Origin of the sequence: Bifidobacterium scardovii JCM 12489 = DSM 13734 (assembly GCF_001042635.1) — a bacterium.
GTDB classification, from domain to species: Bacteria; Actinomycetota; Actinomycetes; order Actinomycetales; family Bifidobacteriaceae; genus Bifidobacterium; species Bifidobacterium scardovii.
Genome location: NZ_AP012331.1, coordinates 1,488,858 through 1,508,640 on the forward strand (window position 1 = coordinate 1,488,858; position 19,783 = coordinate 1,508,640).

At 60.8% G+C, this 19,783-nt stretch carries 13 protein-coding genes, 3 rRNA genes and 1 pseudogene; 13 read left to right on the forward strand and 4 right to left on the reverse strand.

Annotation, left to right across the window (positions count from 1 at the left end; genetic code table 11):
- Window positions 1-50: 50 nt before the first annotated feature.
- A pseudogene (locus BBSC_RS14500) lies at window positions 51-579 on the forward strand (ABC transporter ATP-binding protein); the annotation flags it as partial.
- Between the two features lie 473 nt (window positions 580-1,052).
- Here the strand turns inward: BBSC_RS14500 and BBSC_RS06125 are convergent.
- The gene (locus BBSC_RS06125) at window positions 1,053-2,000 is read right to left on the reverse strand and encodes a zinc-binding dehydrogenase (RefSeq protein WP_033517428.1); all 948 of its coding nucleotides are present in this window, start codon (window positions 1,998-2,000) and stop codon (window positions 1,053-1,055) included.
- A gap of 317 nt (window positions 2,001-2,317) precedes the next feature.
- On the opposite strand from BBSC_RS06125, the gene BBSC_RS06130 reads away from it, so the two are divergent.
- From BBSC_RS06130 to BBSC_RS14215, 8 genes are all read left to right on the forward strand, one after another.
- Window positions 2,318-3,160, forward strand: a complete 843-nt coding sequence (locus tag BBSC_RS06130) for an HAD family hydrolase (RefSeq protein ID WP_033517426.1) — start codon at window positions 2,318-2,320, stop codon at window positions 3,158-3,160.
- A gap of 57 nt (window positions 3,161-3,217) precedes the next feature.
- On the forward strand, window positions 3,218-3,961 hold the full coding sequence (locus BBSC_RS12815; protein WP_049185661.1) for a hypothetical protein: 744 nt from the start codon (window positions 3,218-3,220) through the stop codon (window positions 3,959-3,961).
- 24 nt (window positions 3,962-3,985) lie between these two features.
- Window positions 3,986-4,231, forward strand: coding sequence for a hypothetical protein (locus BBSC_RS06140; RefSeq protein WP_033517424.1), 246 nt, complete (start codon window positions 3,986-3,988; stop codon window positions 4,229-4,231).
- Between the two features lie 11 nt (window positions 4,232-4,242).
- Complete coding sequence (locus BBSC_RS06145; RefSeq protein WP_033517421.1) at window positions 4,243-5,082, forward strand: nitrilase-related carbon-nitrogen hydrolase; 840 nt, start codon at window positions 4,243-4,245, stop codon at window positions 5,080-5,082.
- A gap of 94 nt (window positions 5,083-5,176) precedes the next feature.
- Window positions 5,177-6,655 carry an SWIM zinc finger family protein gene (locus tag BBSC_RS13295; RefSeq protein ID WP_081892939.1) on the forward strand — a complete coding sequence of 493 codons (1,479 nt, stop codon included), beginning with the start codon at window positions 5,177-5,179 and terminating at the stop codon, window positions 6,653-6,655.
- Window positions 6,648-7,688: a hypothetical protein gene (locus BBSC_RS06155; protein ID WP_046726245.1), complete on the forward strand. Its 1,041-nt coding sequence runs from the start codon at window positions 6,648-6,650 to the stop codon at window positions 7,686-7,688. The genes BBSC_RS13295 and BBSC_RS06155 overlap by 8 nt, the downstream gene beginning before the upstream one ends.
- A gap of 142 nt (window positions 7,689-7,830) precedes the next feature.
- Window positions 7,831-8,505 carry an ADP-ribosylglycohydrolase family protein gene (locus BBSC_RS06160; protein WP_231649342.1) on the forward strand — a complete coding sequence of 225 codons (675 nt, stop codon included), beginning with the start codon at window positions 7,831-7,833 and terminating at the stop codon, window positions 8,503-8,505.
- Window positions 8,390-8,653, forward strand: a complete 264-nt coding sequence (locus tag BBSC_RS14215) for an ADP-ribosylglycohydrolase family protein (RefSeq protein WP_231649334.1) — start codon at window positions 8,390-8,392, stop codon at window positions 8,651-8,653. The genes BBSC_RS06160 and BBSC_RS14215 overlap by 116 nt, the downstream gene beginning before the upstream one ends.
- A gap of 1,020 nt (window positions 8,654-9,673) precedes the next feature.
- On the opposite strand, the gene rarD is transcribed toward BBSC_RS14215, so the two are convergent.
- The 3 genes from rarD to BBSC_RS06180 all read right to left on the reverse strand — a co-directional run bounded on the left by rarD (window position 9,674) and on the right by BBSC_RS06180 (window position 12,150).
- Window positions 9,674-10,612: an EamA family transporter RarD gene (gene rarD / locus BBSC_RS06170; protein ID WP_161787640.1), complete on the reverse strand. Its 939-nt coding sequence runs from the start codon at window positions 10,610-10,612 to the stop codon at window positions 9,674-9,676.
- Between the two features lie 35 nt (window positions 10,613-10,647).
- Window positions 10,648-11,109, reverse strand: coding sequence for a macro domain-containing protein (locus BBSC_RS06175; protein WP_033517415.1), 462 nt, complete (start codon window positions 11,107-11,109; stop codon window positions 10,648-10,650).
- Window positions 11,110-11,409: 300 nt separating this feature from the next.
- Window positions 11,410-12,150 (reverse strand): phosphoesterase, encoded by a 741-nt coding sequence (locus BBSC_RS06180; protein ID WP_033517413.1) that lies wholly within the window; start codon window positions 12,148-12,150, stop codon window positions 11,410-11,412.
- A 645-nt stretch (window positions 12,151-12,795) separates the two neighbouring features.
- Here BBSC_RS06180 and BBSC_RS06185 point away from each other — a divergent pair.
- The 4 genes from BBSC_RS06185 (at window position 12,796) to BBSC_RS06200 (ending at window position 19,744) form a co-directional block, all read left to right on the forward strand.
- Window positions 12,796-14,320: ribosomal RNA gene (locus BBSC_RS06185) — 16S ribosomal RNA — on the forward strand.
- Between the two features lie 456 nt (window positions 14,321-14,776).
- Window positions 14,777-17,851 (forward strand): 23S ribosomal RNA (locus BBSC_RS06190).
- A gap of 172 nt (window positions 17,852-18,023) precedes the next feature.
- Window positions 18,024-18,140: ribosomal RNA gene (gene rrf / locus BBSC_RS06195) — 5S ribosomal RNA — on the forward strand.
- The 16S, 23S and 5S rRNA genes sit together here, the layout of an rRNA operon.
- Window positions 18,141-18,688: 548 nt before the next feature.
- The gene (locus tag BBSC_RS06200; RefSeq protein WP_033519000.1) at window positions 18,689-19,744 is read left to right on the forward strand and encodes a tRNA (adenine-N1)-methyltransferase; all 1,056 of its coding nucleotides are present in this window, start codon (window positions 18,689-18,691) and stop codon (window positions 19,742-19,744) included.
- Window positions 19,745-19,783 lie beyond the last annotated feature (39 nt).

A 19,783-nucleotide genomic window follows, 5' to 3' on the forward strand; every position in this document is an offset into this window, starting at 1 on the left:
TCCGACACGTCTCCATATACTTTGAATACTTTGACAAGGAATTTCCGCATATGCCCCAGACCGTCCTCCAGCTCGACAACGTCGAATTCCGCCGCAATCGCCGCGTGATCATCACCGACGTGAACCTCACCATCCATGCGGGGGAGCGCTGGGTGCTCTTCGGGCCGAACGGCATCGGCAAATCCACCGCCGTCGGCATGCTGGCCACGCGCACCTTCCCCTCGGAGGGACGCGTGTTCATCCTCGGCCACCAGCTCGGCAAATACGACGTGTTCAAGCTGCGCACCCGCATCGGCCTCGCCTCGGCCGATCTTGGCCGGCAGTTCCCCGAATTCGAGGACCCGCTGGACGCCGTGGTCACCGGACTGTCCGCCGTGACCGGCCGGTGGCGCGACACGTACTCCGACGAGGACTACGACCGCGCCCGCGCGCTGTTGCGCGATTTCCGCGTGGGCTATCTTGAAGGCAAGATGATGTGGCGCCTGTCGGAGGGTGAGCGCACCCGCGTGCTCATCGCCCGCGCGCTCATGGGCAATCCCGAACTGCTTATCATGGACGAGCCGACCACCGGCCTCGATCTGGGCGGTCGCGAGCAGGTGATGCGCACGCTGAGCCGCATCGGTGAGGAAAGCTCCGAGCGCGCCGTGGTGCTCGTGACCCATCGCCTGGAGGAGATCCCGGCCGGCTTCGACCATATCGCCATCATGGGCCGCAAGCCCATCTCCGCCGAGGACGCCACCGACGACGGCATCGACGCGATGGGCAATCCCTCCGCCGGCACCATCGTCTACGCCGGCCCGTTGGAGGACGGCCTGACCGACGAGCGGCTCTCCGACCTGTTCGGCATGCCGATCGAAGTGCAGCACACCCACGGCCGCTGGTCAGCCTACGCAGTGTGACCGCCGGCCCACGCCTCGCTGCCGGAGACTGACCGAGCCGGATCGTAAGTCGGTTCACGCCCCCGCCGGCGGGGGCGTGAACCGACGAACCATCCCTAGGCGAATGGTCGGGACAGCATAGCCGCAGTACGCTGTCCCAGCTGACTTCATCCCTCACTCGTAGCTGATGACCAGACGGCCGACCACGTCGCCGCGCTCCAGCCGTTCGATCGCCTCCGGTACCTCGTCGAACGAGACGGTCGTGGTGACCGGCGTGAGCTTGCCGGTGCGCATCAGCTCGTAGACGCCCCGGATGTCGTCGGGCGTGCCGCCGTTGGATCCGCGCAGATCGCACTGGTTGACGATGAGCGACTTGGCATCGATGGTGGTTTCCAGCCGGCCCATGCCGACGAGCACCACCACGCCGCCCAGCCTGATCACGTCCACCGCGTCGGCGGTGGTGTCACCGAATCCGGCGAAGTCGACGATCACATCGAAGAATCCCTTTGGATAGTCCGTGATGGACCGGCGCGCGTCCACCGCACCCAGTTCCTTGGCCAGCGGCCAGATATCCTCCTTGATCTCCGCCACATGCACCTCGGCGCCCAGCAGATGGGCCACGCGGGCGCCGATCTGGCCCAACCCGCCCAATCCGATGATGCCGACCCTGTCGCCGGCCTTCACGCCGCCACGGCGCACCACGGCCGCGTACGAGGTCATGCCCGCATCGGTGGCCGCGGCGCCGTTGACGAAATCCACTTCGCCGGGAATGCGCACCAGCGCCTGCGTGCCCACCACGATCTTCGGGCCGAATCCGCCGTCGAAGGAGGACCCGGGGCAGCCGGCCGGCGTGGTCGGGCATATCGCCACGCGGTCGCCCACCTGAAAATCGTCCACGCCCTCGCCGACCCGGCTGATCACGCCGGCGTCCTCGTGGCCGAGCGTGACCGGCACCTGCGCCAGCATCGTCATCCAGCCCGGATCGGTGAGAATGCCCACATCGGTGTGGCAGATGCCGGCCGCCTTCACGTCGACGACGACCTGCCCCGGTCCGGCGGTCGGCTCGGGCAGCTCGGCGAGCCGCAACGGTTCATTGGTGCCGGTGAATCTCCATGACTTCATCATGACTCCTTAACTTCAAGGCGCATCGTTGCGCCATTCGGCCGAGCCCCTCGTCCCGGGCGCGGCCTGCGCCGTTGGGAATACGGCGATACCCCCTATCGTAGGGCAGTCGGGCGAACGACCCACGCGGCGAAACGTGGGGCGGCCATGCGTATCCGGATCCGTCGCCGCGGCGTGGCCGTGCCGTGGCCGCAATCCGGGGAACGGGATCTCGGACTGGTATATTCGGACGGTGACGGTGGCGGTAACGGCGGCTGTGGCGGTGGCATCGGGCGCCGCAGCCGGCGGAACGATGGAATGGCGGAAGGAAGAGCGCAATGGTCGCAAGCAAACTGGTGTTCATCGACATAGACGGCACGTTGGCGGACGAGCGTCACCTCGTGCCGGATTCGGCGCGCGAGGCGTGCAAGCGCGCTCAAGGGAACGGCCACAAGCTGTTCATCTGCACCGGGCGATCCATGCCGAAGATCGAGCGCAGCATCCTCGATCTGGGCTTCGACGGCGTGGTCTCCGTGGCCGGCGCGCAGGCGAACGTCGGCGACAGACTGCTGTTCCGCCATCTCGTGCCGCCCGAGGCCGTGGACGCGGCGATGGCGTACTTCCGCAAGCACCGCATCGCAAGCTACCAGTGGCAGGGCGCGGACGGCATGTACATCTCCGAGGGGTACCGCCGGCATCTGGAGTCGAAGGGCAAGGCGTGGAACCGCGGCGAATTCGCGCGCTTCTGGCACCTGATCGACGAGATCGAGATCCCGGCCGGATCCACGCTGGGCAGCATGATCCGCGTGAGCAAGGGATCGTACTTCACCGGCCCCGACCCGGACGTGACCTTCGAGGACACCAAACGCGACCTGAGTCCCTGGTTCGAGCTCGTGCACGGCTCGTACGACCGGATCTCGCCGAACAACGGCGAACTGCTCATCAACGGCATCGACAAGGGCACCGCCGTGCGCGACGTGGCCGCGGCGCTCGGCTACGACATCGCCGACACGATCGCGATAGGGGACTCCGACAACGACACCGCCATGCTCAAGGCTGCCGGCACCAGCGTGGCCATGGGCAACGCCATCCACGGCATCAAGGACTTCTGCGACATCGTCACCACCGACATCCACGACGACGGCCTGGCCAACGCCTTCGCCCGTCTCGGACTGGCGTGAGCATGGGTGAATGGCGCGCGAGATATCGTCCTTGTCGTGACGGCGTACCATTGACCTATGGAAGATTGGTCATCGCCTGAAAAGCCGTGGACGAATAGGCAGATACGCGAACTGCGTAAAGCCATCGTCGAGGGCGGCGATGCCATTGAGGGATTGAGCTACGCTCAGATCGCGGTATGGTACGGCCAGATTATCGGTGACATAGTCGAACGCATCAATGGCATCGTCGTCGTCGATCTGCCCATATCCGATCTCCATGTCTCTTCGAGGGTAAAGACCATCACGACTTTGCGGGATAAGCTGAAGCGGGATCCTGCCATGCAGATTCCTCGCGTGCATGACGTCATGGGCGTGCGCGTCGCTGCGCAAATGTCGTTATCCGTACAGGATATTTTCGTGAAACGCATAGAGCAGGTGCTGCCGGTGGCTCAAGTATCGGATATCCGAAAGAACCCTCATAGCGGATACCGTGCCGTACATGCCATCGTCAAGCTTCCCAACGGGGTATTCTGCGAGGTGCAAGTGAGAACCGTTTTGCAAGACGCATGGGCGAACTGCTATGAACTCGCCGGGGATATCTACGGACGTGATATCAGATATGGCGGCAAGCCCGACCATGACGACCATGGTCTTGTAAATCATTTGCAGCATCTTTCCGAACTGGTTGCGCTGATGGAGCAGGCATCGGACCGGAACATGAATGACGCTGCGCTGGCCGCCAACACGCAGTTGTTGGAAATCATTCAATCCACAGCCGAAATGCTTGAATCCAACCGTGACATATTAAAGATCAAGCGGTAGCCTGAAAGAGTACAAGGAGGAGATATGGTTGGCGTGCTGATACGGTATAACCGCAAAAACGGCGATCGCATAGTGCATGTATTCGATGGCCCGCATGGCTATCTCGATGCCATACATGATCCCGCGTATCTGCGCGATATGGGCAAACCGAAGGGGGATTGGGAGATCGCCGTAATCGGTTCCGACTCCTTGGAATCGGTGATGCATACGCATTCCAGGTATTTTTCCGGCAAAGACCGCACACAAGAGCTTGAGACGCAGTTCGCCTGACAAATTCGACTATGAGCAACGAAAACGATCTGCCGGTCGCGGTCGCGCAATTCACGGTGACGCGCGAGCCGGAACGCAATCTCGACATCATCGATAAGCTTGCGCGCGATGCCGCGGCGGAGGGCGCTCGCCTGCTGGTGTTGCCCGAGGGGCTGATCGCGCGCGACGGCGATGATGATTCCTTCGCCGCGGCGCACGCGCAGCCGTTGGACGGTCCGTTCGTGGCCGGCCTGCGGCGGATCGGCGCCGAACGGCATATCACGCTGATGGGCACGGTGCATGTCGCGGATCGTTGTGACATGGATTGCTGTGGCACGGATCGTCGCGTTTCCAACGTGTTCCTCGTGATCTGTGAGGGGAATATCGAAGCGGCCTACCGTAAACTGCACCTGTATGACGCGTTCGCCGCCCGGGAGTCCGATGCGGTGCGGCCCGGCGACGAGCTGCCGCCGGTCGTCGACGTCGATGGATGGCGAATCGGCGTCATGACTTGCTACGACGTGCGTTTTCCGGAGACCGCGCGCTCGCTGGCCGTGCGCGGGGCCGACGCGATCGTGGTGAGCGCCGCATGGGTGCGCGGTGCCCGCAAGGAACGGCATTGGAAGCTGCTGACCGCGGCCCGAGCGCTGGAGAACACCTGCTACGTGCTGGCGTGCAGCGAAGTGAGCTTGCGGAGCATAGGGTGCAGTCGGATCGTCGATCCGTTGGGCGATGTCGTCGCTGCAGCGGGGGACGATTGCGCCACTGCGTTGATCGCCGCCGAACTGAGCCGGGACATCCTCGATAATGCGAGCCGGACATTGCCGGTGCTACAAAACCGCCGCTTCGCCGATCCGCGGCTGCGCGAGTAGAGGCTTCAACTCTCTGCTGAAAGTGCGAAAAGCCGAAAAAGAGGGGGTGCGTGGGGCGCAAGCGCTATGCTGATTACAGGGGCAAGGAGGCCGCATGGACGAACAGTTGCATGAACTGGACGACAGTTATTATCACCTGTTTGAACGCCGCATTCTCGATCGAGGGCATGCCTATTATGACGCCGGCAAGGTTGATCCTCCCATAATGATTGCCGAGAATCTTTGGCATACCGTGGTTCGCGGAACCGATGATTATCTGGTGGATATCCGATTGCGCCATGGCAGGGTGGTTTCTGCGGCCTGCACTTGTCCATATGCCCGGCGTTCGATGTACTGCAAGCATGTGGCGGCGGCGCTGATCGCCATGAGTGAGGAACGCCTACGACAGCGGCGGACGGATGAATCAGCGGATCAATCACCACGGTTTCCCCGAGAGGCATTGAATTGTGTGCGTTGGTATGCAATGAAGGAATTTCCGAAATATCAGGGATTGACGGAGGAGGATTGGCGAGCCGTCAGACGTATTTTCGAGACTCTGTATTGCATTCCCGATCTTGATAAGACATATATGCGGGAGACGATGAAGGCGCTTCATGAGAGTACGGACGAGCGGCGGGCCAACGGAGAGGCGCGTCGTGCCCAATACGACGATGACGAGTCTGATTCATGGAGCAAGGAGAAGCGGTACTGCGATTTTCGCCGTTCAAAAGAGAATGATTACGAGCCTCGAACAGAGACCTTGGCCGAGCAACATGAATCGAGATATCGGGCCAAGATGAAGCGTCCAAGTGAGCGGTATGCGTCACTGGCGAATATGCGTCTCATGGTGCCTTTTTTCGATGCAACGCATTTGGACGAATTGCCGCACACCTGGATGACGATTCTTGAGGCGGCATACGAGCATCTGCATGATCGTGAAGGGCTGCGTCGCTTGTATGTGTACTACATTCTCATTGCCCAGACCGATCCGGAAGCCGTGTACGTGCAGAAGCTGCGTGACCTCAGTGGAGAGCATTGGCAGGAGGACCGGGACAGGATCGTCGGATTGTGCGAGAGGAATCGTCGTGGTCACATGGGCAGCGCTCCGGTCAATCCGGCATATGAGCGATTGCTGCGGGAGGAACGGCTCTCGGACGCCGCATGGAAGTATTGCTGGATAAACTCCAGGGATATTCTCATTCGGATGTTGGATATCGTGGCAATAAAGCCCGAAAATGCTGACTTGGCGTTGAAGGTGATTACGCGCGTGCTTGACAACCCTGATTCGCCGATATTCGAGCATGACACCAAGCAGTCGGCGGAGCGAATCTGCCGTTGGCTGCGAAAAATCGATTCCGTGTATGGCTATCAGCAGGCATACGATTTGGCCGGGCGGATTGTCGATATGTTCCCGGACCGCAGCGCATTGCGGGAAAAGCTGGCCGATTATCTTCCTCAATGCGAGGTGGAGGATGATGGGGATGACGATGGCGCGGAAGATGGCGAAGTCGATGCCATAGACGCAGCGGACTCCGGTAATGCTGACTTAGATGGTACGGACTCGGATGACATAGGGGAGACAAACCATGAATGAGCATGCCGAATTGGCTCCAAAGGTGGCACAACGCATAAGCCCCGAGCAATCCGCCGTCGAGCCCGCAGCTGAGCCTGCTGTGATCGGTGACGGCGAGGCGGGGCGCGCCGCATACGAATATGCGCAGAATCGTTTTGAGCTGTTATCTTTCGGTGCCGGCATTCCGTGCGATTACGACCTGATTATGGACGTTGCCCAATGGGAGTGCATTCGCGAGGTGCTGCAGCGATTGCTGACAATGCAGGATTTGGAAGCTGCCGTAAGGACGAGCGCGCATCGATGCATGCAGCAGCTGGCTGATAGCTGCGGCGAGGATTCGGCTGTCGACGATGTCGGTGATCCAAGTTTGCCGCACGGTTGGCTCACCATACTGGAAGCGGCGTACGAGCGGTTGGGCGACAAGGCCGGTCTGTGCCGCGTGTATGCCTATTACATCATCACCGGCGATGGTATGGACCATTCCATGACTTTGCAAGGATCGACGCACGAGGCCGCACAAGAACGTGACTCGTGGGAAACGGAACCGATGACTGCTGACAAAGAGCGCGTGGCGCGTGCGTCCCACTATGTCAATAAACTGCGTGCGCTCGCAGCGGACCAATGGCCGGAGTCAGTCACGCGGATCGAGAGCCTCTACGACCGGTATTACAGTGATCCCATGTTCCATTCGCGCAACTACCGGTATGAGGCGCTGCTCCGGCAGGAACGCCAAGGCGGCGAAGCGTTGCGTTATTGCCAACGACGGTGCCGTACGTGGTACGACCATAAGCTGGTGTCGGATATGTTTGACGTGATGGTGCAAAGCGATTTGGAGGCAGCCTGTGAACTGCTATTGCGTCCTCTGCACAATGCCGATTCCAATCTGATGCGCAACAATACGCCACGCAATGTGTCGAGAATCATGAGCCTGCTGCGCCGCCTTGGCTCCGTGGCCGGGACGGAGCGGGTGAAGACGGAAGCTGAGCGATTGTCGGACCGGTATCGTGGCAGAACGCAATTGCGTAAGGAGTTGCAATCGCTGATCGAAGCATGATCTGTATCGCTGATGACTGGCGTAGTCGGCCGGATGATGTGATCTGGTATGAGTGATCTGGATTGTTTACGGTAGAGATGGAGCGAGAATCACGACGATTCGAACTGCTTGACGAATGCTGATGAGCGGGAAGGCGACATTGATGAACGGAACATTCGAACAGTTGCGAGCGGCCGTGTATGGGCAGGCCATCGGCGATGCTTTGGGCGTGCCCTATGAATTCATGATCAGGGATACGTTCCGGTGTTCGGAGATGACGGGGTTTGGCACGCACAATCAGCCGGTGGGCACTTGGTCGGACGATACCAGCATGATGCTCGCCACGTTGGATTCCCTCGCCGTCAATGAGTGGCGGGTGGACGTCGATGACATGCGTGCTCGGTATCGGTCCTGGTTGCATGACGGCGAATATGCTATCGACGGTCTTGTCTTCGACTGCGGACTGACGGTTTCCGCGGCATTGGATCGGGGTACGGGTTTGGATGGCGAGAGGGATAACGGCAATGGTTCGCTGATGCGCATTATGCCGTTGGCCTTTGCGTATGCCGATGGCGGTGATGTGCGCGCCGCATCCGCGATCACGCACGCCCATGCGATTGCGATGAACTCATGCGTGAATATGGTGAGCGTGCTGCGAACCGGAGCCTGTGAAGATGCGTGGCCTGCGGAGCTGAATGGTGAGTCGCTGTGTGGTATGCCGCGTGACTCGGTTGGGATCCAGCGGCTATGTCAGGGATACGTACAAGGCGGCGCTCTGGTGCCTTGCGAACACCGACGATTATGCGAGCTGCGTGCTGGCTGCGGTCAATCTGGGTGACGATACGGATACGACCGCTGCCGTTGCCGGGTATTTGGCCGGAGTCAAATATGGGTTTGATGCCATTCCGGCGGAGTGGCTGGCGGTATTGCGCGGGCGAGAGCTTATCGATGACGTGCTTGGGCGGGCGAAGTCGACTTGGCGGTGAACGTGCGTTGCTCTGCTGGCCGGATTCCTGTTGCCTCGGTATTTCTTAGGCGCATTCTTCGTTTCTTAGGCAGATCTTCGGGAATATCGTTATCGGCAAAGGCTGAAATACCGGGCTCGTCGGAGGCGGTCTAGGGAAGGACCTGCCTATGAAGTGAGTAAGGTGCCTAAGAAATATTCGAGTCTTCGCCAGTTTGTGTGATGAGGGATCGGGTTCCGGTGTCGTTGCCGGGGCTTTCCTATGTGCGGATGTACAAGCGGGCGGCCGACGACCTGCGCGTCGAACAGGGCGCCGGCCTGTTCGACCGTCTGCGCTCCATCGGGGTGGACGAGACTAGCCACAGGAAGGGCGCCTTCCGCCTGTTCTTCGAGCCCGGGGCAGGTTCCATATCCTGTCCTGGGCCACGGACGCGCTCGACAAGGTTCCGCACGGCCGTATGGCGCAATGCCAGGAAAACCGGCACCACGAGGAAAGGCAAGAACGATCCAGTCAAGGGCGCCCGGTGGGCGCCGCTCAAGAACGAATCCGACCCGACCGCCGCGCAGTGCGCTCGGGGCGAATGCATCGACCCGTTCGCCAGACTCGGAGAGAAGACAGGACGACGCTGCACGGAACATCGTGCGCACCATACGCTCCGGGCTCTCCAACGCCTGACTGGAGGCTGTGAACGACAAAATCAAGACCACCATCAAGATGGGCTATGGGTACAGGAACCTTGACGACCTCATCGCTCTAGTCATGCTCAAATGCGGCGGACTCAACCTCCAACTCTCTGGACGCCAATAACCAGTAAACCGAACCCACAATCCAACCCACACAAACACCCGAAGAGCCATTCTTTTCGTATTGTCTTGACAAGATCCGTTGAATGAAAAGTCAATGAATTGCCTTTCCGTCTATCCGTCAGATCTCGCCAGTGAAGCTTTTTGCTGTGCTCTGGGAGAATGACGCGCATGGATTGTGGCTGACTTCAGAAACATCATCAACGATGCACGTGCACATGAGATGCAAAGGAAGCGCTTAACGGGCGCGGGGCTTCAGCCGCTCCCAATACGCCCGCACCGCGCCGAACGAATACACCGCGATCGCCGCCCAGATCACCGCGAACGCCATATATCCCTGCGGCCGCATCGGCTCATGCAGCAGAAAGACCGCCACGCAGAACTGGATCAGCGGGTTGAGGTACTGGATGAAGCTCACGGTCAGATAATGGCTGTGCTGCACGCCGTACGCAAACGTGACCAGCGGTATCGCGGTGGCCAAACCGGAGAGCGCCACCAGGACCGCAACCGGCCATGTCAACGGCGAAGGCATCCCGAGTCGAGGCTGGAACGCGAGCCACAGCAGGGCCAAGGGGATCACCGATTCGGTCTCGAACGTGGTGGCCTGCGCGGCGTCCAGGGGCACGTATCGTTTGAGCAGTCCGTATACGGAAAAACTGGCGGCGAGTACGATGGCCATCCACGGGAACGTCGGCGACTGGGCGGCGAACATGCCCACGCCCACCGCCGCTATGACGATCGCCGACCATTCGATGCGTCCCAGCTGCTCGCGGAACACGATGCCGGCAAGGGACACATTGAGCAGCGGCGTGGTCAGATAGGCGATCGAGGTCTGCAGCGCCTGACCGTTGACCACCAGGTAGATATACAGCAGCCAATTAATGCTGATGGCCGCGGTGGCCGCCAGCTCCAGCGCGAACAGTTTCTTGTCACGCCATAGCGAGGCGATCGCGCGATGATACGTACGGTAGCGGCGAAGAACCATCAGCAGCACGATCATGGAAACCATCGTGGCGATCAGCCGGTACGACAGCACGCTGAGGGCGTTCATGCCGGACAGCGCATGCCAGTACAGCGGCAGCACGCCCCAGCCGATATTGGAAACGAGCAGCGCGGCAATCCCCGTTCGCGTCTGCTCGACAGCACGGCTGATACCGCTGATACCACTGAGATGCATGTGCGGCGATGGCGTGCGCAGCCGCCCGCACATCGCTACCGGTACAGGGCGAGCGTGACGTCCATATCGGAATTGGCGAGGAACTGTTGGATTTCGTCGCAGGCCACGTCGAACGCCTCCTGTTTCGGATAGCCGTAGATGCCTGCGGAAATCAGCGGAAACGCGATGCTGGTGCAGCCCCGTGCCGCCGCGAGCTCCAACGAGTGGCGATAGCATGCACGCAGCAGTTGTTCCTCGTTGGCGTTGCCGCCCCGCCAGATCGGTCCGGCGGTGTGGATCACATACCGTGCGGGCAGATTGAATCCAGGCGTCGCCACCGCGTCTCCGGTGCTGATCGGAGCGAGGGCGTCGCAGGCTTCCTGCAACCGGAAGGGGTCGGCCGCGCGGAAGATCGCGCCGCATACCCCGCCGCCCATTCTCAGCCTGGTGTTCGCCGCGTTGACGATGGCGTCCACATGCAATGTGGTGATGTCCTGCTGCTTGATGTGCAATGGCATTGCTGCCTCCTGTCGTCGGATGCCCTGTTTGCTATATCTGGGCTCCCCTTTTGAGGGGAGCTGGCCGCGCAGCGGTCTGAGGGGAGGATTTCCAAGAACGCCTAGATCCAGCCGATATGCGTGTGCTCCCCTCAGTCGGCTGCGCCGACAGCTCGTCCGCAATCAAGGACGGCCTTGCGGCCGCGGTCTTATCCGCTCACTGTCGTTCGCCTTCGCCTGCAAACGCCTCCGGCGTTTGCTTCACAGCTCAGCCTCAGAGAGGGGAGCCAGACATTGTTAACGAATTAACGGCGTGGGACCCTAGAAGCTTGGCATATCGATGGACGGCGTGGTTCGTTCGCCTTCCGGTGCGGGGTCGTGCCGTCGCTCGCGGAACCATGCGGCGACTTGCTTCGCGCTCACGGGCATCAGATCCCATGCATCCAGACCTACGTTCAGCGATTCGGGCCGGGCTCCGGCGGGGGAGAGCTGATGCGTGTGCCCGTACAGCAGCTTGCGGCCGTCGAAAGGCAGCGCCTTGCCGGAGAACTTCGCCACGTCATCCGGCCAGCTGTAGGAGAGATCCTCGCGATACGGGAAATGCGACAGATTGACGACGCCGAGTCCGTCGATATCCGCCGTATCGTTCGGTTCGAGACTGACGAACAGATTACGTGCCGGGCGATCGGTCATCCACCAATCGTCGTGATTGCCGATCACGCCATGCAGATGGCGGCAGCGCAAGGAGCGCAGGCATTCCTTGAGGTGATCGACTGATGTCCGGTATCCGATGTCGCCGAGGATCCACAGTTCGTCGTCGGGGCCGACCGATGCGTTGATATGGTCGATGATCGCGCGGTCGTGCGCGTCCGTGTCGGCCATGTCGCGGAACGTTCTCCCCGATTCGAGCGTGGTTCCCTTGGCCCAGTCCTCGGCCGCCTTGCGTCCCTCGGTCCGCAGTATGTCCGTGTAATGGGATCGCGCCGGATCGAAGGTGGTGAATCCGCGCAGCACCGTGACCAGCGGGTGCCCGAAGTGGGTGTCGGTGGTGAAGAACTGCATGCCGTCTCCTCTCTGATGTCGGTCATGAGCATTTCCAGCTTAGACGGCGCAGCCGGATCCCGCCACACCGATGCGATCCCGTGGCTGGCATCCGGTTGTTTGCTGTGACTGTGACGGCCGTATGCCGGTGGGGATCTGTGCGGAGCTTATGTATATGGGGGCGGGGATGAATGACGGGTGAATTGTCGTGCGACACGCGGTGAAAGATGATCAATCACCATTTGTTTGCGTCGATTCGGGCGTATTGTGATGATGAAGGGCGTAGTTTTGGAGATTTTCGACACGCCGATGGAACGCCGTCGTTGCAGTGATTTGGCGTGTTTTTGTCATGCCTGGTTTGCGTGGATGGGTGTGTTCGTGTAGATTATCCATCTGTTGCCGCTCAGCGCGGCGGGCTTCCTTCTCTTGGTTGGCTGCCTGCTGGACGTGGTGGTGGTTTGAGAACTCAAGAGTGTGTTTGTACTACTTCTTTATAGTCAATGATTGCCAGTTCATTCCAAGCCTTGCCTTGTGGTGGGGTTCCCTGGGAGGGGTTGAATTGGAGTGAGGTTTTTAGTGTGAGGATCCTTCCTTATAGGATTCTTCTGTCATTTTCTTTTTTGGAAAATAGTTTGTGAGTCATCTTTCGGATGCTTTTCATGTTTTTTTGTGGAGGGTTCGATTCTGGCTCAGGATGAACGCTGGCGGCGTGCTTAACACATGCAAGTCGAACGGGATCCGGCCAGCTTGCTGGTTGGTGAGAGTGGCGAACGGGTGAGTAATGCGTGACCGACCTGCCCCATGCTCCGGAATAGCTCCTGGAAACGGGTGGTAATGCCGGATGGTCCAGCATGCTGCATGGCGTGTTGGGAAAGATTTATCGGCGTGGGATGGGGTCGCGTCCTATCAGCTTGACGGTGGGGTGATGGCCTACCGTGGCTTCGACGGGTAGCCGGCCTGAGAGGGCGACCGGCCACATTGGGACTGAGATACGGCCCAGACTCCTACGGGAGGCAGCAGTGGGGAATATTGCACAATGGGCGCAAGCCTGATGCAGCGACGCCGCGTGAGGGATGGAGGCCTTCGGGTTGTAAACCTCTTTTAGCAGGGAGCAAGGCTTCGGTTGAGTGTACCTGTTGAATAAGCACCGGCTAACTACGTGCCAGCAGCCGCGGTAATACGTAGGGTGCAAGCGTTATCCGGAATTATTGGGCGTAAAGGGCTCGTAGGCGGTTCGTCGCGTCTGGTGTGAAAGTCCATCGCTTAACGGTGGATCTGCGCCGGGTACGGGCGGGCTGGAGTGCGGTAGGGGAGACTGGAATTCCCGGTGTAACGGTGGAATGTGTAGATATCGGGAAGAACACCAATGGCGAAGGCAGGTCTCTGGGCCGTTACTGACGCTGAGGAGCGAAAGCGTGGGGAGCGAACAGGATTAGATACCCTGGTAGTCCACGCCGTAAACGGTGGACGCTGGATGTGGGGCCCATTCCACGGGTTCCGTGTCGGAGCTAACGCGTTAAGCGTCCCGCCTGGGGAGTACGGCCGCAAGGCTAAAACTCAAAGAAATTGACGGGGGCCCGCACAAGCGGCGGAGCATGCGGATTAATTCGATGCAACGCGAAGAACCTTACCTGGGCTTGACATGTTCCCGACGGCCCCAGAGATGGGGCTTCCCTTCGGGGCGGGTTCACAGGTGGTGCATGGTCGTCGTCAGCTCGTGTCGTGAGATGTTGGGTTAAGTCCCGCAACGAGCGCAACCCTCGCCCCGTGTTGCCAGCATTTTGGATGGGAACTCACGGGGGACCGCCGGGGTTAACTCGGAGGAAGGTGGGGATGACGTCAGATCATCATGCCCCTTACGTCCAGGGCTTCACGCATGCTACAATGGCCGGTACAACGGGATGCGACATGGCGACATGGAGCGGATCCCTGAAAACCGGTCTCAGTTCGGATTGGAGTCTGCAACCCGACTCCATGAAGGCGGAGTCGCTAGTAATCGCGAATCAGCAACGTCGCGGTGAATGCGTTCCCGGGCCTTGTACACACCGCCCGTCAAGTCATGAAAGTGGGCAGCACCCGAAGCCGGTGGCCTAACCCGTGAGGGGTGGAGCCGTCTAAGGTGAGGCTCGTGATTGGGACTAAGTCGTAACAAGGTAGCCGTACCGGAAGGTGCGGCTGGATCACCTCCTTTCTACGGAGAATTCGGTCGGATGTTTGTCCGACGGTGTGTGCCCCCGGGGCCGGATGGTCCGGCCGGTCGGGGGTTGCTGGTGTGGAAGATGGTCGTTGGCTTGTGGGTCCGCCCGTCGTGGGGTGGCCCGTGGGGTGGTGCGGGCATGCTTTTGGGTTCCCGGACCGCCACCCCGGGATTGGTTTCCCGGCGCGGTCTGTCGGCCCCGCGGGATCGCCGGCGCGTTGGTTCGCGTGCGGTTGGTTCGGCGGGTGCGTGGTGGTTTGAGAACTGGATAGTGGACGCGAGCGGGAGAACGCCGTTGTTGGTGTTTTCCTGTTCTGTGATTTCAATGACTCCGGCCGGCTTCTTGTTGTTGCTGGTCGTGGGTTTTTGTTTGATCGTTTTGTGATCGTTTAGTGTGATGATTTGTCGTCAGCGTTTTTCGCCGTGGGCTTGTTGCGGGTTGATCCGTGTTGGGTTGCTTGCAAGGGCGTGTGGTGGATGCCTTGGCGGACAGGACCGATGAAGGACGTAGCGGGCTGCGATAAGCCTCGGGGAGCCGTCGAGCGGGCTTTGATCCGAGGATTTCCGAATGGGGGAACCCGGCCACCGTCATGGGTGGTCACCGGCTTTGGCCGGGGGGTACGCAGGGAAGTGAAACATCTCAGTACCTGCAGGAAAGGATATTCCGTGAGTAGTGGCGAGCGAAAGCGGATCAGGCCAAACCACGCGCGTGTGATAGGCGCCGGCCGTTGCGCGCGTGGTGTTGTGGGAGAATGCGTCCGAGCCTCCGGCGGGCTTGGCGGCAGTGATAAAACCGTGTGCGAGGCGAACCGGATTGGATGCCGGGCCGCAGAGGGTGATGGCCCCGTAGCCGTACGCGCATGGTCTGCCGGTCGTTTTTCCCAAGTAGCGCGGGCCTCGTGGAATCCCGCGTGAATCCGCCCAGACCGTTGGGTAAGCCTAAATATTCCTGTCCGACCGATAGCGTACTAGTACCGTGAGGGAAAGGTGAAAAGCACCCCGGGAGGGGAGTGAAACAGTTCCTGAAACCGTGCGCCTACAAACCGTCGGAGCCTTTCGGGGTGACGGCGTGCCTATCGAAAAATGAGTCTGCGAGTCAGTGGCATGTGGCGAGCGTAACCCGTGTGGGGTACGCGTAGCGAAAGCGAGTCTTAAAAGGCGTTTTGAGTCGCGTGTCCTGGACCCGAAGCGGGATGATCTAGCCCTGAGCAGGTTGAAGCGCGGGTAAGACCGCGTGGAGGACCGGACCCACCTGGGTTGAAAACCGGGGGGATGACTTGGGGTTAGGGGTGAAAGGCCAATCAAATTCCGTGATAGCTGGTTCTCTCCGAAATGCATTTAGGTGCAGCGTCGGATTCATTACATCCGGGGGGTAGAGCTACTGGATGCTTGCGGGCCCGTACTGGGTACCAACAGCAACCAAACTCCGAATACCCGTGATGCGTATCCCGGCAGTGAGTCGGCGGGGGATAAGCTCCGTCGTCGAAAGGGAAACAGCCCAGATCGTCGTCTAAGGTCCCCAAGCGTGTGCTAAGTGGGAAAGGATGTGGAGTCGCATAGACAGCCAGGAGGTTGGCTCAGAAGCAGCCATCCTTGAAAGAGTGCGTAACAGCTCACTGGTCTAGTGGTTCCGCGCCGACAATGTAGCGGGGCTCAAGCACACCACCGAAGACGCGGCAGCATGCCTTTGGCGTGCTGGGTAGGAGAGCGTCCTGTCAGGGGCGAAGCGGCGGCGCAAGCCGGCCGTGGACTTGGCGGGAGTGAGAATGCAGACATGAGTAGCGAAAGCGGGGTGAGGATCCCCGCCGCTGGATGACCAAGGGTTCCGGGGCCACGTTCGTCGTCCCCGGGTGAGTCGGGTCCTAAGGCGAGGCCGACAGGCGTAGTCGAATGGATGAACGGGTTGATATTCCCGTACCGGCATGAGACCGGCAAAACCGAGGCTTGGAGTACTAACCTCCGCCCCCGGGCTTACCTTTCCTTCGGGAGGGGGATGCGTGGTGGTGTTGGGACCGGTCCTTGTAGTAGGTCAGCGCAGGAGTGACGCAGGAGGGTAGCCGGCCGCGGAGGTGGTTTTCCGTGGTCAAGCACGCGGCCCGTCCCCCAGGCAAATCCGGGGGGCGCGAGGGTGAGGTGCGATGATGGGCGCCGTTGGGCGCGAATCCGGTGATCCCATGCTGCCGAGAAAAGCTTCGGCGTGAGGGCTTGTGCCGCCCGTACCCCAAACCGACACTGGTGGTCAGGTAGAGAATACCAAAGCGATCGAGCGAATCCTGGTCAAGGAACTCGGCAAATTACTCCCGTGCCTTCGGTATAAGGGAGGCCCCTGATGGTGAACCGGCTTGCCCGGGGAGCTGTTGGGGGTGGCACAGACCAGGGGGTAGCGACTGTTTACCAAAAACACAGGAGCGTGCGAAGGCGCAAGCCGCTGTATACGCTCTGACGCCTGCCCGGTGCCGGAAGGTTAAGAGGATCCGTCAGCCCCTTTGTTGGGGTGAAGCGGTGAATTCAAGCCCCGGTAAACGGCGGTGGTAACTATAACCATCCTAAGGTAGCGAAATTCCTTGTCGGGTAAGTTCCGACCTGCACGAATGGCGTAACGACTTCCCCACTGTCTCGACCAGGAGCTCGGCGAAATTGCAGTACGAGTAAAGATGCTCGTTAAGCGCAGAAGGACGAAAAGACCCCGGGACCTTTACTATACCTTGGTATTGGCATTAGGCGCGGATTGTGTAGCATAGGCGGGAGGCTTCGAAGCGGGTGCGCCAGCATCCGTGGAGCCGCAAGGTGAAATACCGCTCTGTTCTCGTTTGATGTCTCACCTCGACCAGTCATCCTGGTCAGGGACAGTGCCTGGCGGGTAGTTTAACTGGGGCGGTTGCCTCCCAAAGAGTAACGGAGGCGCTCAAAGGTTCCCTCAGCCCGGTTGGCAATCGGGTGTTGAGTGTAATCGCACAAGGGAGCTTGACTGCGAGACCGACGGGTCGAGCAGGGACGAAAGTCGGAGATAGTGATCCGGTGCCGGCGCACGGGCGCGGCATCGCTCAACGGATAAAAGGTACCCCGGGGATAACAGGCTGATCATTCCCAAGAGTCCATATCGACGGGATGGTTTGGCACCTCGATGTCGGCTCGTCGCATCCTGGGGCTGGAGCAGGTCCCAAGGGTTCGGCTGTTCGCCGATTAAAGCGGCACGCGAGCTGGGTTCAGAACGTCGTGAGACAGTTTGGTCTCTATCCTCTGCGCTCGTTGGAATCTTGAGGAGACCTGCCCATAGTACGAGAGGACCTGGGTGGACGAACCTCTGGTATGCCGGTCGTCACGCCAGTGGCGCGGCCGGTTGGCTACGTTCGGAAGGGATAACCGCTGAAAGCATCTAAGCGGGAAGCCTCCTCCAAGATCAGGATTCCGTGGCACCCTCGAGTGCCTGTAGTCCCCATGCAGAACACGTGGTTGATAGGCCGGACGTGGAAGCCCCGCGAGGGGTGGAGCTGACCGGTACTAACGGACGAAAGGCAATCACGCAAACCCCCCTTGCGGGGGTTCGATGAGTCTTTATTGCGGGAAACGATTGATGGCAAGGAACACTACGTCACTTGCGGTCAAACACAAGTCATGGAACTCGCGTCCACTATCCGGTTCCCGAACCACCACAAGACCGGCATCCCTTACAGGATGGCCGTGAGAATTGAAGATTTGCGGCGGTCATGGCCCAGGTGAGACGCCCGGTCCCATTCCGAACCCGGAAGCTAAGGCCTGGCACGGCGATGGTACTGCACTCGACAGGGTGTGGGAGAGTAGCACACCGCCGCATCACACGTAAGAAAAGCCCCGATACCACTTGGTGTCGGGGCTTTTCGCGTATGCGAGCCCATGCGCCCGGATCCTCTCCCGTGTGGGGGTCCTTCTCCCCTCAGGCCGCTTCGCGGCCGGCTCCCCTCCAAGAGGGGAGCCGAAAACAGCGTAGGCGCGGCGGGCGGCGTGGGACCACCCCCAGGCGGCTGCGCCGCCAGCCCCCGCCAGCGGGGGCACGAACACACATACCACACACCGCGCGCACCACACACCACGCGCACGGCGCCGATACCGGCCGGACGGGGCGGAAACCCAACGGGCAACGGCAACGGGACCAGACCGCCACACACCGAACACGAACAACCACCACGGCAAGCATCCGACGACGAAACCGAGCAGCCCGTCATGCAGGGGGGCATGCGTCTTGACTGCCGGCTCTCCACCCCAATAGTCCGATCGGCCCGTTATGCAGGGGGGATGCATTAGACTTTGTACGGTTATTGCATGGTGCATGGGCTGATTTGACGGAAGGCCCATGGATAAGGACGACAAGGACAGGGAGCCGTTATGACATCGAGGCGTGGGCCGCTCAATGCCGGCGAGAAGGTGCAGTTCACCGATCGCAAGGGCAAGAGGATCACCGATCAGCTGGTCGTTGGGGGAACGACGCAGACCGAGCACGGGCTGATCCTGCACGACGATGTGATCGGCGGCACCGAGGGCGTAGTCGTCACCACCGTCACCGCCAAGCGCGAGGCGCAGGTGAACGCGGACCATCCGGAACGCGACCGGACCAAGCCGTGGAAGGCGACGCGCGCGATCGGCGGATGGCAGTATGCGGTCATGCGCCCGCGTCTGGCCGACTACGTGCTGTCGATGCCGCGCGGCGCGCAGATCATGTACCCGAAGGACATCGCGCAGGTCATCCAGCTCGGCGATATCCGCTCCGGCATGAGCGTGCTCGAATCCGGCGCCGGGTCGGGGGCGATGAGCCTCAATCTGCTCGATGCGGTAGGGGAGTCCGGCCATCTGACCACCATCGAGATGCGTCCCGACTTCGCGCGCGTCGCCGAGGCGAACGGCACGCTGTACTACGGCGAACGCCCCGTGTGGTGGGACATCAAGGTCGGCGACTTCGATTCGGTCGCGGCAACGTTGGACGAGCATGCGTTCGACCGGATCATGCTCGACATGCTCGACCCATGGAACCGGCTCGAGCAGGCGCATCGCGTGATCGCCCCCGGCGGCGTGCTCATCGCCTACGTCACCACCACCACGCAGCTGTCCCGCCTGGCCGAAGCCCTGCGCGCCGCCGGCTGCTGGACCGAACCGGAGATCCAGGAGACGCTGGAGCGCAGCTGGAAGGTGCAGGGGCTGGCCGTGCGCCCCGACCACCAGATGATCGGGCACACCGGCTTCCTGGTCGTCTCGCGCGCGATGGCCGACGGATTCGCGGCGCTGAAGAAGCGCGACCGCGTCACCAAGGACACCACCACCGACATCGACCGGATGAGCGATGAGGAACGCGCCGCGCAGCTGGAGGATCTCGAGCTGCGCGACATCTCCGACCGCAAGCTGCGCAAGGTGCTGCGCGACCTCGACGCCCAGGTCGCCGCGCTCTGAACGGCCGGGCGGCTGGCCGAGCCCCGCACGGTCGCCGTA

Coding starts and splice junctions, on each gene's coding strand:
- BBSC_RS06145 (WP_033517421.1), top strand. CDS start 4,243: ATGAGCAACGAAAACGATCTGCCGGTCGCGGTCGCGCAATTCACGGTG.
- BBSC_RS06130 (WP_033517426.1), top strand. CDS start 2,318: ATGGTCGCAAGCAAACTGGTGTTCATCGACATAGACGGCACGTTGGCG.
- BBSC_RS06180 (WP_033517413.1), bottom strand. CDS start 12,150: ATGCAGTTCTTCACCACCGACACCCACTTCGGGCACCCGCTGGTCACG.
- BBSC_RS13295 (WP_081892939.1), top strand. CDS start 5,177: ATGGACGAACAGTTGCATGAACTGGACGACAGTTATTATCACCTGTTT.
- BBSC_RS06175 (WP_033517415.1), bottom strand. CDS start 11,109: ATGCCATTGCACATCAAGCAGCAGGACATCACCACATTGCATGTGGAC.
- BBSC_RS06125 (WP_033517428.1), bottom strand. CDS start 2,000: ATGAAGTCATGGAGATTCACCGGCACCAATGAACCGTTGCGGCTCGCC.
- BBSC_RS06200 (WP_033519000.1), top strand. CDS start 18,689: ATGACATCGAGGCGTGGGCCGCTCAATGCCGGCGAGAAGGTGCAGTTC.
- BBSC_RS06140 (WP_033517424.1), top strand. CDS start 3,986: ATGGTTGGCGTGCTGATACGGTATAACCGCAAAAACGGCGATCGCATA.
- BBSC_RS06160 (WP_231649342.1), top strand. CDS start 7,831: ATGAACGGAACATTCGAACAGTTGCGAGCGGCCGTGTATGGGCAGGCC.
- BBSC_RS12815 (WP_049185661.1), top strand. CDS start 3,218: ATGGAAGATTGGTCATCGCCTGAAAAGCCGTGGACGAATAGGCAGATA.
- rarD (WP_161787640.1), bottom strand. CDS start 10,612: ATGCATCTCAGTGGTATCAGCGGTATCAGCCGTGCTGTCGAGCAGACG.
- BBSC_RS06155 (WP_046726245.1), top strand. CDS start 6,648: ATGAATGAGCATGCCGAATTGGCTCCAAAGGTGGCACAACGCATAAGC.